The 14,568-nt window shown below is 37.1% G+C and carries 5 protein-coding genes and 1 pseudogene; all 6 read right to left on the bottom strand.

Features of this window, described 5'->3' with window-relative positions; all coding sequences use genetic code 11:
* Window positions 1–145 precede the first annotated feature (145 nt).
* A complete protein-coding gene (locus tag CALKRO_RS04310; RefSeq protein ID WP_013429877.1) occupies window positions 146–1,168 on the bottom strand; it encodes a peptidylprolyl isomerase in 1,023 nt (340 codons plus the stop codon).
* A 71-nt stretch (window positions 1,169–1,239) separates the two neighbouring features.
* Entirely contained in the window at window positions 1,240–2,694 is a 1,455-nt protein-coding gene (locus CALKRO_RS04305; RefSeq protein ID WP_013429876.1) for a WG repeat-containing protein, read from the bottom strand.
* Window positions 2,695–2,827: 133 nt separating this feature from the next.
* The gene (locus CALKRO_RS04300) at window positions 2,828–4,276 is read right to left on the bottom strand and encodes a hypothetical protein (protein ID WP_237699131.1); all 1,449 of its coding nucleotides are present in this window, start codon (window positions 4,274–4,276) and stop codon (window positions 2,828–2,830) included.
* Between the two features lie 40 nt (window positions 4,277–4,316).
* Window positions 4,317–6,017, bottom strand: a complete 1,701-nt coding sequence (locus CALKRO_RS04295) for a phospholipid carrier-dependent glycosyltransferase (RefSeq protein ID WP_013429874.1) — start codon at window positions 6,015–6,017, stop codon at window positions 4,317–4,319.
* A 413-nt stretch (window positions 6,018–6,430) separates the two neighbouring features.
* Window positions 6,431–10,553: pseudogene (locus CALKRO_RS13285) on the bottom strand (glycoside hydrolase family 9 protein).
* Between the two features lie 271 nt (window positions 10,554–10,824).
* Window positions 10,825–14,490: a cellulase family glycosylhydrolase gene (locus CALKRO_RS04285; protein WP_013429871.1), complete on the bottom strand. Its 3,666-nt coding sequence runs from the start codon at window positions 14,488–14,490 to the stop codon at window positions 10,825–10,827.
* Window positions 14,491–14,568 lie beyond the last annotated feature (78 nt).

The following is a 14,568-nucleotide window of genomic DNA, read 5'->3' as shown; positions in this document are numbered from 1 at the left end:
CCTACTATATATCATTTTATATTTTTAAGACAAATTAATTCTATCACTATTTTGCAAATAAATATTATAATATTGCTTTTTTGTATTGACAATTGTTGCAATTTTTCTAAACTTTTATGCAAGTATAACCAATTTAAATTTTTGATTAAAGATCTTTAGTTCTATCCTTATAAACATTGATTTTAGATAATTTTTTTAAATTTTCAATGTATAACCTAAAAGCTTCGTCTTTCTTTTGTTTCATCAACTTTGATTGAATTTCTTCTTTAACTTCATCAAGAGGCATATATTTTTCATCAAGTACTTTTACTATATGATAGCCTTTAACTGTCTTTATTACATTACTGATTTGTCCAACAGCTAATTTAAACACCTCTTCTTCAAAAACACTACCATACTCTGCTTCTTTTTCGCCTTTTCTAAAGTAATCAATTATTCCTTTTGTTGTACTCGCACCATCATCCTCTGAGTACTTTTTGACCAATTTTTCAAAACTCTCTCCTTTTTTTAATTCAGACACTATTTTATTTGCAATTTCTCTTTTTCGAGCATCCTCCTCTTCATTCTCCACCTTTAGAAAAATGTCTATAATTTTTCTCTTTTTAAACTGATTCTTATTGGTATTATAGTAATTAATTATCTCTGAGTCACTAACAGTTGTTTTGCTTGTAATAGAACTATATAACTTATTAATGAGTCTAGTTTTATACAGATCTCTATAAAAATGATTTTCATCAGAATTTATTTTTCGGAGATATTGGTTAAAATAACCTCTCATTTCCTCATTTGTCTTAAGCTCTTGAATATATTTTTTTATTTCTTCTTCTTCTTGCTTTGTGAGATTAATATTTCTTTTCCTAGCTTCTTGTAGGCACAACAATTCTTCTGTTAAAATTGTGAACAACTCATCTTTCAATAACTCTCTATATGTTTTTCCGTTAAACACCTGATCCAAGATGTCTGTACGTGATGAAAATTGAATTGCATTCTCTTTCAGGGCATTAAACCTTATTTTGTACTCTCTTTTGGTAACTTGCTCTCCATTTACCTCTAACACTACCCTATGATCATCAATTATACTCGCTATTTTACCCTTAAAAATAAACAACGACAAGATAATTGAAATAAGCAATATACCTACTACCAAAAATAGATTCTTTTTATTCATAATGAACCTCCTCAATTTAAAAATTTTTCTTACTCATTTTTTGTGGGTTAATCATTATAATTATCTCATAACTATTTTTTTAGAATAATAACTTTCATACCTTTCTCTGTAGTATATACCCAAATATTGTCATTAACTCTTATCACAGAGAACGTTTTGAATCTATAGAAATATTTTTTATTATTCTTAATTACTATGAGAAACCATGTATCATTTTGTCTAGCAAATATATAGTTCCTTGTATGAAGTGTAATTTGATCAAATTTCGGTTTCAGCAGTATCTTGCCTGTCTTTAGCATCACACCCCATTTGCCATTTTTCAGAAATGCTACGTACCCATCTTTTACTTCGCCTATTAAATCATAGTTCAGTGGTGTTAAAATTTCTCCGTTTATTTTCGCTAACCCCCACTTCCCATTGAGATAAACTACAATTATGTCTTTGTCTGCTATCCAGATAGAATCATACTTTGGCTTAATAACAAACTTCCCATTTTCTGCAATCAACCCCCACTTGTCCCTAACCTTGACTGCCGCAAAACCATTGTTAAATACTGTTATATCATGTGCTTTTATATCTACTGTCTTTCGTGAATCAAGATTTACTAAGGTTATGACTCCATTATTTTGATTTATTGAAATCATTTTGTTTGAGGAAACAACTACTGAATCCCTTTTAAAAGTTTTAGCTAATATTTTACCGTCAAAAAACATAATGTACAACTTTTTATCTTTTTTAAGCTCTATCCAGCCTTCATTGTGGACCCATATTTCATCATAAATCAACGGAAAAACTTCTGATAATGTTTCAAGATTTAAAATGCCCCACTTATTGTTTCTCATAACAGGTAACATTTTCCCAATGTTTAATGAAAAGTTGCTATAGTTTTCCTTACTTTCCTTTTTATTTTTGATCGATATTACTTTGTAACTATCTTTTTCTTTAGCAACAATGACTCCCTTGTAATTCAAAATTTGTATTTCTCTGTATTTAAATGGTATAATTTGATTTCCTTTCTCATCAATAATTCCCCATTTATTATACTTTTTAGTTTGAATAATTTTGTTTGGATGTATAATTATGTCTTGATACTGAGGTTTTATAGTATATTTACCTGACTTATCTATAATTCCCCACCTGTTGTTCACACACACAGCTGCAAGCTGGTCTGTGAATGCAGTTACATTGTCAAATTGGGGTTTTATCTTAACTTTTCCATAGATATCAATAAAGCCCCATTTATTTTTAAGCTTAACTGGAATCATTCCTTCACTTTCTAATAGTATCCTTTCATATGTAGGCTTTACTACTATTTTTCCCTGTATATCCATTATCCCCCATTTACTATTCTTTTCAAACATAACCAATTCATTGTTAAGATATGCTACATTTTGATAATTTTCATCTGAGATTGTGAAAAAATGTTTGGCAATATTTTTTCTAATTACAATTGTTGCTGTGCTATATATTGTTGTTATCAATAAGGTCAAAATTAATATGATTATAAAACTTTTTACAATAGGCAACCTCAAAAATTCTTTGAATTGAACTTTCGTTTGCTGTTTTTTTTTGCTTGTTTTTTTCTTTTGTTCTTCTTTTTACTATTCATTTTTGCCACCCTCCTAAAGTATGTTATTTTATTTTCGAATATTCATGCTGTCATACTTTTGCATTATTTTTGTGCTTTAATAGGCTGTTAGTAATAATATAAAGTGATGCAAAAAGAATGACAATATTCGCTATTGCTACTATAAAGTTCGAAAGATCTCGTTGAACAAAATAAATGTTTGAAAGAGATAGATCCAAAACCTTCGATATATTCAGAAAGGTTAGCAAGGAAATAATCATTGATATCCTTAACCATCTTATGTCATTAATCAGTACATATACCATAAGACAAAATAACCATGCAAATATCGAATATCTTTCATGCATACCTGTCATAAGGTTATATGAAAGTAATCCAACTAAAAAACCACCTTGCAGGAGATACCTCACTTGGATTAAATGATCTCTTGGTTTTTCCAACCTAACACCAATCTGCGCCAAAACCAAAATGTAGGCAATTGCTAAAGCAATCATATTTATGTAATCGTACATCCCTCCTGTTTTGACCCAATTTAAGCCTCCAGCATAATAGATATTAAATGCATTTACTGTGTAATAAGGATATTCTCCTGCTATTTTTATAAAGAACTTTGGAAGCCATAAAATTTCCTTATGAGGCGTGAAAAGAAAATACAAAACACCGCTTAAAACGCTAAAAGAAATTATTTGTTTTATTATGTCCACTGTTCTATTTCTAAGCCAAAGATTGTATACCCAGTATAGTGCTATTAGTGGAAAATATAGTATAAATTGAGGTTTTGTGAATAATAAATAGGCTGTTACACATCCAGTTAAAATATAGGTATTGTAAACTAAACTAACAAATAGCATAACCAGCAACATCAATACAAAGCTGTCACTCTGTCCCCACAGTGATGAGAGCAAAATTAGTGCGGGATTAAACAAAATTATTGTACTTTCCTCACGAGTTGGTCGACTTCCACACTTTTGCTTAAGGCCTAACACCATTACTCCAATGGCAATGTCAGCTAAAATGTTTGGTAATTTAATAAGTAGGTCCTCTGAAATTGTGCAGTGGACTCCCGAAGCAATGTATTTAAATAATGCTAAGATGATTAAATATCCTGGCAGGTAGTCAATAAAAATGTTCTTCTCGTAAATGTTGAACATATCAGTTGAAGCAATGTTCATCCATGCCTTGAAACAGTTTACATCTATCGGATGTCCTGATATTGCACCGCCTAAAGCCAATCTTACAAAAAATGCGGTAAATAGCATCCATATGAATTCTGTTCTTGAAATCTGCGATTTGTTGTTGTAAAAGTTTAAATAGTAGCTGTAAAAAATAATTCCACTTATTGTTATAATGCTCACTATTATTCTATTCGGCTGCCTGCTTTTAAACATCACTTCACCGAAATTAGCCATCCACCAGCCTAACGGCAATATTGTAATTAGTATACTGTATATTATTATTGCTACAACTTTTTTATTTGCAGCGTCAAGCTTGTTTACTGCTTCATACTTTCTATTTGACATCTTGTTTTTCATTCTCCCCTTCTCTATTTACACAACTTTGTTAGAATATCCAACTCTTCATTATCTTTAGCATATTAATGTATTTTGCTGACACAGTCAAACCGCTCACAGCAGGATAGTATATGATAAGCATAATCAGAGCTAAACTACTTACTGTCATTGCAACTTTTTCTTTTAATCCCTGCTTTAGTCTTAGATTATCAATTGCCATAGCTATCGCTATGTAAAGCCAAGGTAATGCGAGATAATAATGATATATAAACTTAATTCTACCTATAAACATCCATGGAACAATTGAAGATATATAGCTTGCAATTACTATAAAAGACCTCAAATTGTCTTTTGGATTTTTCAGAGCCACTATCAATAAATATGCCAGTGCTAACAACCCCAGACCCCATATGACTGGATTCCCTAAATATGCAATAGTCGAACGTAAATTACTTGGCAACGAATTGTCATAATAAGCCCATAGTGGTTTCGTTGCCAATAACCATTGATACCACTCAGAAGAAAATGGATGCGTTGCCACTAACGTCGAATGGTATTTCCAAATATGGTTTTGCAACATTATAAAATCACTTATAACTGCCCATGGTAAATTATGATATGGGTATTTTATTGTTATTGGAAGGTATGTAAGATAATAAGGTATTAAAAAAGCTATGATGGATAATAATCCATTTTTGATCACCTTTACAACCCAATTTTTGTCATTACTTTTTATAAGATTATGCACTCTATATGAGAATGAAATTGTTAAAATAGGTATAATTGAATACAAAGCATTCCATTTACAAGCAAATGCTAACCCTCCAGTTGAAAATGTCAAAAAGTACGCTAAATTCGTTTTAGATAATTTTTCTTTCTTTTTTAGTATACTACTAATGTAATACATTCCAAAAATTGAACATAAAAGAATAAAAAACAAACTGAATGTATCAAGGTTTGCTGTTCTCGACAAGCTATTATGCAAAAAGTCACTTGCCATCAATATTATAACTGCTATTCCGCACCAAAATGAGGGTTTGTGTAGCTTAGTAAATAAAATTAGTATAAGAACCAATGCAATTGAACCAAAAATTAAATTAACAATTCTCCATCCAAATGGGTTCACTCCCCATACTGCCATTCCAACTGATATTAGCCATTTACCTAAGGGTGGATGAACTAAATCATAAGGTGGCAGCCCTTTTAACAGTTCGTAGGCTGTTCTTGCATGATATATCTCATCAAAATATGAACTGTAACGGTAACTTACTATACTTCTCATTTTAGCTTGCTCATCAACTAAATTATAAGGATTTCCTAAATAGTTGAAGCCTTTTAAAATAACAATTTCTGCTTTTGAAAAATCTATAAACTGTTTGTCATCTTTTTTTGCTGCAATTTCTCTAATCTCAAGACCATTTCCATGTGTCACGATAAGCACTTTGTCAACGACGTTATTAACTAATATTACCTTACCTTGAAAAAAGGCTGATTGGACAGATTGTTGGAATATTACCGAGTTATCGTTCAAAAATTGTATATCAACTTTCCCGTCTCCATAACCAAAATAGATAAAGAAGTCTTTTATAAACATCTTAGGTGAAATTCTTACTTCAATTGTACTGCCCTCTTCTTTGGATGCCCAATATGTTGTTGGTATTTCTCTTGAGCCAATGGAAATAACCTGAAGAATAAAGTATCCTGTGGCAATCAGAATTGAGAGTAATAATAATACATTTTTTTCCTTCATTAATTTTTCACTCCTTTACTTTTACTGTATATGTCGACAATCATACCGCTTAAAAATTTTTTTAATTTTTTTATTGTTTTAGCAATTAAAAGAGCATAACATTAGTTGCACAGAGTTCTTATGATGACATTTTAGTAATTGTACACTTAGCACTCTATAATGCAACATTTTTAACAATCGATAATGCATAAAACTTTTATGGGATGGGTAATCTGGATAAATACGAATAAAAAGCATTTTATTCAGTTGTGGTTAAGTTAATGGTTCAATTTTTTGATATTTTTTGCATAATATGTGTTTCGTAAAATCAACAGGGCGGGCGTGTAGAAAACCCACCCTGTCATTTGACTGATAATTCATACATTAGTGCCTATTGAACTATCATACTTTTCAAATAATTTTCGCACCTCCCTTCATTCAGCACCAATCGCATTAGTTTTATACCATTGCCCCCATGGAGTTGGATTATTGGGGTCCCAATTGTTTACCATGTCCAAGTACCCCACATAGCTCGAATTGCCACACCAAGACCAGCTAAAAAGTCCTATCTTGTATTGTTTTGCATACCTGACAATAGTTTCCTCGTCAGGGTCACCATCTGTATGCTGATGCCCAAACTCCCCAATAACTAATGGCAGCCCTTTCTCCACAAATGACTTGATATATTCTTCTACCTTGCTCGCTGTATTGTATACACCGTACATATGAATCGAAAATACCAAATTGCGCAGCGGATCTGCTTCCATTATGCTCTGGGCATTGTCTCTCATAGTATTAGACCAATCCTGCCCCCAGTTCGGTGCATCAACCATTATCGTGTGCTTGAACCCTGCATCCCTTAGCGCTTTTATAGCATTCTTCGTGTCATTAATCCAGTTTTGATAGTTATTGTTCCCATACGGCTCATTACCAATGTTTATTATAACAAAATCCTCATTGCCTTCTAACACACTCTTTATCTCTTTCCAATATTCTACTGCTTGCGCCAATGAACATGCTGCACCGTCCTCACCATATCCTGTCGTGTCGTGAACTTCTAATACAATGGCTCTGAATCCAAGACTTCTTGACAATGATATAATATTTGCTACTTCACTTGCTGGTATCTTCGTCCATCGATAGCCATTACTCAGCACTACCCTCACAGAGTTCATACCCCATGACCTTATCCCTCGCAATGCCGTCTCAAGTTTATCTCTGTACCAGCAATGTGCGTGATTTGTTCCTATTAATGTGCTAGTATCTATCTTCACTATCCCACTGCTCGGCGTTAGAGTTGGTGCTGGTGTAGGTGTCGGTGTCGCTGTCGGGGTCGGTGCTGCTGTCGCTCCACTCGGCTCCTGTCCCCATACCAATACTCCATCTATATACGCAGTTACCTTCGTATTCTCTCCATAATTCGTCATGCTCTGCATCCATGACCAGTCATTCCCCTGATTGTAATTGCTCCAATCACTCTTGTTAAACCTTATCTGTATCTCCCCTGTGTCTTTACCAGCCTGCAACTGCCCAGCTCCACTCTTAAATCCTATCTCTAAATAATAGTCCGCTCCACTTACGCTACTGCTCAGCTTCACAAACTTGAATGTCACATTGCTTGCTCCTATCTGGGCCCAGTCTGATATCGCACTCTGCGCCTTGTCCCCATCTACCGTGTACCAGTACCTTATCGTTACTCTGCTCAAATCTATGCTGCTGCTTCCCAGTGTCACTACCTTCAACCCCATGCCTATCGTATTAGTTGTGCTATTTGTCTCCTTGTTTGCATACAGTACCTTTATCTGCCCGCCTGCTACAGGTGTGCTGCTCGGCGTCGGTGTTGGTGTTGCTGTTACTGTTGGTGTCGGGGTTGGGGTTGGTGTTACTGTCGGTGTTGGCGTCGGTGTAGCAGTTGGTGTCGGTGTTGGTGTTGACGTTGGTGTTGGGGTAGGTGTTACTGTTGGAGTTGGAGTTGGTGATGGTGTAGGTGTCGGTGTCGCTGTCGGGGTCGGTGCTGCTGTCGCTCCACTCGACTCCTGTCCCCATACCAATACTCCATCTATATACGCAGTTACCTTCGTATTCTCTCCATAATTCGTCATGCTCTGCATCCATGACCAGTCATCCCCCTGATTGTAATTGCTCCAATCACTCTTGTTAAACCTTATCTGTATCTCCCCTGTGTCTTTACCAGCCTGCAACTGCCCAGCTCCACTCTTAAATCCTATCTCTAAATAATAGTCCGCTCCACTTTACGCTACTGCTCAGCTTCACAAACTTGAATGTCACATTGCTTGCTCCTATCTGGGCCCAGTCTGATATCGCACTCTGCGCCTTGTCCCCATCTACCGTGTACCAGTACCTTATCGTTACTCTGCTCAAATCTATGCTGCTGCTTCCAGTGTTCACTACCTTCAACCATGGCCTTATCGTATTAGTTGTGCTATTTGTCTCCTTGTTTGCATACAATACCTTTATCTGCCCACCTGCTATAGGTGTGCTGCTTGGCGTCGGTGTTGGTGTTGCTGTTACTGTTGGTGTCGGGGTTGGGGTTGGTATTACTGTCGGTGTTGGCGTCGGTGTAGCAGTTGGTGTCGGTGTTGGTGTAGCAGTTGGTGTTGGGGTTGACGTTGAACTTGACGAACCCTCTGGTTCTTGTCCCCATACCAGCACGTTACCTTCATAAGCTGCTATGAACTTATTTTTACTAAGTTCTTTTGTTAATCCTGCATAAGATGGGTCATTAGTTGGATCCCATGGAACACCTTGTGGTACAGATATCTTAAATTGAGCTTGTTTTTTGTGTTCTACTTCCCCACCTGGATATATTTTTGTTCCTGTAAAATCAACTAATATATAGTAAAGGTTCTTTGATGCATTCCATACGTATGGTCCAGATATTTTTCCACCTTCTGAATAATATGTCTCTACTTTAACAACATCAGGACCATACCCAGCCTTGATTAACTCACTTAGGTCAATAAAATACTTAAAGTTTAGATTATCTGTGACTCGAGGCGGCCATCCCGTTCTGTTATAAATGTATGAAATTATTTCGGTATAGTTTGTACCCTGTGAATTACCAAACTTGGATTCAACAAAAATTTCATCATTAGTTGGCTTTTCGATAGCTTTGAAATTAGGTATTGGGTCTCCTCCATACATAAGGTACATTTTTGCCAGAGCACCTACAATACCAGCATTGTAGTCACAAGCCACCTCGTTTTGAACATAGTCAGTAATATCATCATTGTAACTATCATCAGAGCCTGGTCCGCCTACTAATGCACCATAAAGTATGTGTCGATGATATTCAGGTATTCGCATACTGTTCGCCCATGAACTGTGTGCATTTCTGTGATGTGGATGTTGTGGATAATTTTGCCCAAATCCTACCAAAAAGCTTCTTCCTGTTGAACCTAATGCATAGTTAATCTGACTCTCACCAAATTTTAGATAAGCTGTTCGCTTATTTTCTGGACATCCTGACCAATCTGCATAAACAAACGCTAAGAAAGCTGCAGTTGTGGCATACCTAAGTGAGCCCCACCCTGTTATCCATGCAAGACCTTTAGGTGTATAGGTTATGTTATATGTCCAATGATCAAGATTTCTTTCAACAGCACCTTTATATATGTCTTTATTAGTTATTTTTGCTAAAAGCAATATTGCTCCGTATCTTACATCGTCCCAGCACTGTGTCCATGTATTTGTGCCACCGGCATATTCTGCCATAAGCGCCTCAGCTTTATCTAAATATGATTTGTCATTTGTCGCAAGATATAGCCACACTGCTGCCCAACCAAGATCATCAATAAAACCACCTGATGTGTAAAATCCTGTTGCTGCGGTATACCCTGCATCACTACGAGTTCTATCGGCAAAATCAAAGAGTTCCATCGCATGCTGCAAATATGTGTCTGCCTTTTGACTATTTCTTTCACGTATGACGATTGAAGCTGCAGCTAAGGATGCTGCTGTTTCTGCAACAACCGAACTTGCTGGATTATTTAAATCACACTTGTATGCTGGCCGTTTCATTTGCATAACTTCTGCTGGACCCCAGAAGTTATGATCTTCAATTGGGTCACCAACTTGATAGTAGTATACATACTTTGATGGATGGCATTTTACAAAGTAGTCATTTACCCATTCAATCTGGTTAAGTATATGTTCAAGCTGACCACTTTTCTCAAATGCTGCTTTGTACTCATAAACTGCCCACGAAAGCATTGAAGCACTGTATGACATTGGTAGATTAAACTTTACATGGTCACCAGCATCATGCCAGCCACCAGTAAGATCTAAACCCACATCTTTGCCATCATTTAGACCAGAATTCCCGCGCCAGTTGTTACGGATCCATGATGGTAGTTTACCTGACATCTGGAATTCATAAAACATGATCGCTTTTTGAAGAGCTTCACCATAGTTAAAGGTTGTTGCTGCTTTTACTTCACTGTTATTATATCCTGAAAATAGAAAGAAAATCTGCAATAGAAATACCACAGCAACACAAAATGTAATCATTTTTATTGCTCTTTTTAGTTTAAGCATTTTTAACCCTAACCCCCTTTTTTGATCTGATAGTTAATTTTTAATTAATCGTATTGGATGTTATAATTTCGAAACTCATACTTTGTTCCCACAAATAAATGTTTAATAGTTACTTAATATAATTTTAATATAATTACATATATTTCTATCTGTTTTAGATCACCCCTTCTTTTTTTTTTTAAATTTACTTGTTTATAACTTCAACTATGCAGTCCTTTACTGTCCTCAAATTTTTCTTATATATCTACAAATTCCCATTTACCGTATTTTATCATTTTGCGGCTGGAACTGGCGCTGGTTCATTATTGTTGTAGTAAATTGTAATATTAATGTTTTTCCCATTTGTACCTAAGGATCGCTTGTGATCTAATCCAACAAACCTACCTTGACTGTCTTGCCAAAGAGCCGGCTTTAAAAATGAGTATTTTTTTTCATCCCATGTCGTAAAATCGTATCCAACCAAACCTCCAGTGTCACCTGAGTTAGCATTAAAGCACCAAAATGTGTGATGAATATGATTCTCTATGATGTAATCTCGTAGATATCTCATCCACTTTTCGTTATCAGCTCCATCAAGATAACCACCCCATTCACCTATCAGCAGCGGCGCAATGTTTTCTTCCATGATGTAAGCCCAATTCGGACGCCAACAATCTTGTAGTAAAGACTCTTTTGTGAAGCCTGAATAAAACCACGGCTGCTGGTAAACAGAGGGTCCGTAATCATGAGGTGAATATACTACTTTATTTTGATATTTACCCAGATTAATAGGATACTTTTTAACACCTCGCAAGTTACCGCCCCACCATGTTGAATAGTAATCGCTATAGGATTTTGATGTCCATGTAACGTCATCTTTTGGATATGCTTCAATTCCTTCTATTACAATAAGAAGGTTTGGATTTATATTTAGTATACGTTTCGCACATGTTTCAGCCGCATATTTCCAATTATTAATATCTGTTGAATTATCCCATTTTGCAAATGTTGTGTCTTGCCATGGTTTTCCATGTGGCTCATTTTTTAGGTCAAAAGCTATAATAGTATCATCCTTTTTATATCTATTTGTAATCCACTCACACGCCTTAAAAAAATCCTCTGGAGTAAATTTATCATCATACCATACTGGATAGATATGTCCCATTGCGTCTGTTTTTATGCTATGAATATCCAACATAATTTTCAAACCAACTTCTTTACATGTTTGTACAACTATGTCAAATACTTCTAGACTGTTTTTGCCCTCAAGTTCTGGATTAACGTAGTAGTTTATATTTGGTTTTGGATAAATACCTTGCGACCAGTTCAGTATAATCTCGGCTGATATTGGAATTCTTAGCAAATTAAAGCCTCTATTGGCTATTTCAGCCAAAGTATCTTTTAGATTGCAACTCCATACACCATCAAAAACATTTGTACCTGTATTGTATCCAAACCAGTTAATACCTGTTAACCATACCGGTCTACCATCTTTATCAACTATTTTATTACCACTTACATAAAGCCAATCATCATTTGCATCATCAGGAATACTCGGTGTTGATGTTGGATTTGGAGTTACTGTTGGCGTTGGTGTTACAGTCTGCACCGGTGTTGGTGTCGGCGTCGGGGTAGCTGTCAGAGTCGGTGTCGGAGTCGGCGTTGATGTTGGTGTTGACGTTGATGTTGGTGTTGACGTTGGTGTTGGTGCCGGCGTTGGAGTTGGAGTTGGTGCTGGAGTAGGTGTCGGTGTCGCTGTCGGGGTCGGTGCTGCTGTCGCTCCACTCGGCTCCTGTCCCCATACCAATACTCCATCTATATACGCAGTTACCTTCGTATTCTCTCCATAATTCGTCATGCTCTGCATCCATGACCAGTCATTCCCCTGATTGTAATTGCTCCAATCACTCTTGTTAAACCTTATCTGTATCTCCCCTGTGTCTTTACCAGCCTGCAACTGCCCAGCTCCACTCTTAAATCCTATCTCTAAATAATAGTCCGCTCCACTTACGCTACTGCTCAGCTTCACAAACTTGAATGTCACATTGCTTGCTCCTATCTGGGCCCAGTCTGATATCGCACTCTGTGCCTTGTCCCCATCTACCGTGTACCAGTACCTTATCGTTACTCTGCTCAAATCTATGCTGCTGCTTCCAGTGTTCACTACCTTCAACCATGGCCTTATCGTATTAGTTGTGCTATTTGTCTCCTTGTTTGCATACAATACCTTTATCTGTCCACCTGCTACAGGTGTGCTGCTTGGCGTCGGTGTTGGTGTTGCTGTTACTGTTGGTGTCGGGGTTGGGGTTGGGGTTGGTGTTACTGTCGGTGTTGGCGTCGGTGTAGCAGTTGGTGTTGGTGCCGTCGTTGGGGTCGGAGTTGGTGCTGGAGTAGGTGTCGGTGTCGCTGTCGGGGTCGGTGCTGCTGTCGCTCCACTCGGCTCCTGTCCCCATACCAATACACCATCTATATACGCAGTTACCTTCGTATTCTCTCCATAATTCGTCATGCTCTGCATCCATGACCAGTCATTCCCCTGATTGTAATTGCTCCAATCACTCTTGTTAAACCTTATCTGTATCTCCCCTGTGTCTTTACCAGCCTGCAACTGCCCAGCTCCACTCTTAAATCCTATCTCTAAATAATAGTCCGCTCCACTTACGCTACTGCTCAGCTTCACAAACTTGAATGTCACATTGCTTGCTCCTATCTGGGCCCAGTCTGATATCGCACTCTGCGCCTTGTCCCCATCTACCGTGTACCAGTACCTTATCGTTACTCTGCTCAAATCTATGCTGCTGCTTCCAGTGTTCACTACCTTCAACCATGGCCTTATCGTATTAGTTGTGCTATTTGTCTCCTTGTTTGCATACAGTACCTTTATCTGCCCGCCTGCTACAGGTGTGCTGCTCGGCGTCGGTGTTGGGGTAGCAGTTGGTGTTACTGTTGGTGTTGGTGTCGGTGTTGGTGTTGAAGTAGGTACTGAAGAGGCACCAATCGCATTAGTTTTATACCATTGCCCCCATGGAGTTGGATTATTGGGGTCCCAATTGTTTACCATGTCCAAGTACCCTACATAGCTCGAATTGCCACACCAAGACCAGCTAAAAAGTCCTATCTTGTATTGTTTTGCATACCTGACAATAGCTTCCTCGTCAGGGTCACCATCTGTATGCTGATGCCCAAACTCCCCAATAACTAATGGCAGCCCTTTCTCCACAAATGACTTGATATATTCTTCTACCTTGCTCGCTGTATTGTATACACCGTACATATGAATCGAAAATACCAAATTGCGCAGCGGATCTGCTTCCATTATGCTCTGGGCATTGTCTCTCATAGTATTAGACCAATCCTGCCCCCAGTTCGGTGCATCAACCATTATCGTGTGCTTGAACCCTGCATCCCTTAGCGCTTTTATAGCATTCTTCGTGTCATTAATCCAGTTTTGATAGTTATTGTTCCCATACGGCTCATTACCAATGTTTATTATAACAAAATCCTCATTGCCTTCTAACACACTCTTTATCTCTTTCCAATATTCTACTGCTTGCGCCAATGAACATGCTGCACCGTCCTCACCATATCCTGTCGTGTCGTGAACTTCTAATACAATGGCTCTGAATCCAAGACTTCTTGACAATGATATAATATTTGCTACTTCACTTGCTGGTATCTTCGTCCATCGATAGCCATTACTCAGCACTACCCTCACAGAGTTCATACCCCATGACCTTATCCCTCGCAATGCCGTCTCAAGTTTATCTCTGTACCAGCAATGTGCGTGATTTGTTCCTATTAATGTGCTAGTATCTATCTTCACTACTCCATCATTAGATGTAGCCGCACCAACTTTGGGTAAATTCGTTACATTTGCTATAAACAAAATGTTCAATAAAAAAACAACTGTACATAGTATACTCAACCATTTCTTTCCCATTTTTGTTTTTACTCTCATCTTAAAACCTAACCCCCTCTTTTTTATGCATTTTTGCCATTATACCTCTTTATTTTTTGTACTATTTTTTAAACACCT

The sequence above is a fragment of the Caldicellulosiruptor kronotskyensis 2002 genome, from assembly GCF_000166775.1.
In the GTDB taxonomy this organism is placed as follows: domain Bacteria; phylum Bacillota; class Thermoanaerobacteria; order Caldicellulosiruptorales; family Caldicellulosiruptoraceae; genus Caldicellulosiruptor; species Caldicellulosiruptor kronotskyensis.
The sequence above is the reverse complement of the archived record's forward strand: the minus strand, read 5'-3'. Positions and strand labels throughout refer to the sequence as shown.

What these genes read in the sequence shown, in the direction of transcription:
- CALKRO_RS04295 (WP_013429874.1), bottom strand. Translation starts at nt 6,017, where the DNA reads ATGAAGGAAAAAAATGTATTATTATTACTCTCAATTCTGATTGCCACA.
- CALKRO_RS04300 (WP_237699131.1), bottom strand. Translation starts at nt 4,276, where the DNA reads ATGTCAAATAGAAAGTATGAAGCAGTAAACAAGCTTGACGCTGCAAAT.
- CALKRO_RS04310 (WP_013429877.1), bottom strand. Translation starts at nt 1,168, where the DNA reads ATGAATAAAAAGAATCTATTTTTGGTAGTAGGTATATTGCTTATTTCA.
- CALKRO_RS04285 (WP_013429871.1), bottom strand. Translation starts at nt 14,490, where the DNA reads ATGAGAGTAAAAACAAAAATGGGAAAGAAATGGTTGAGTATACTATGT.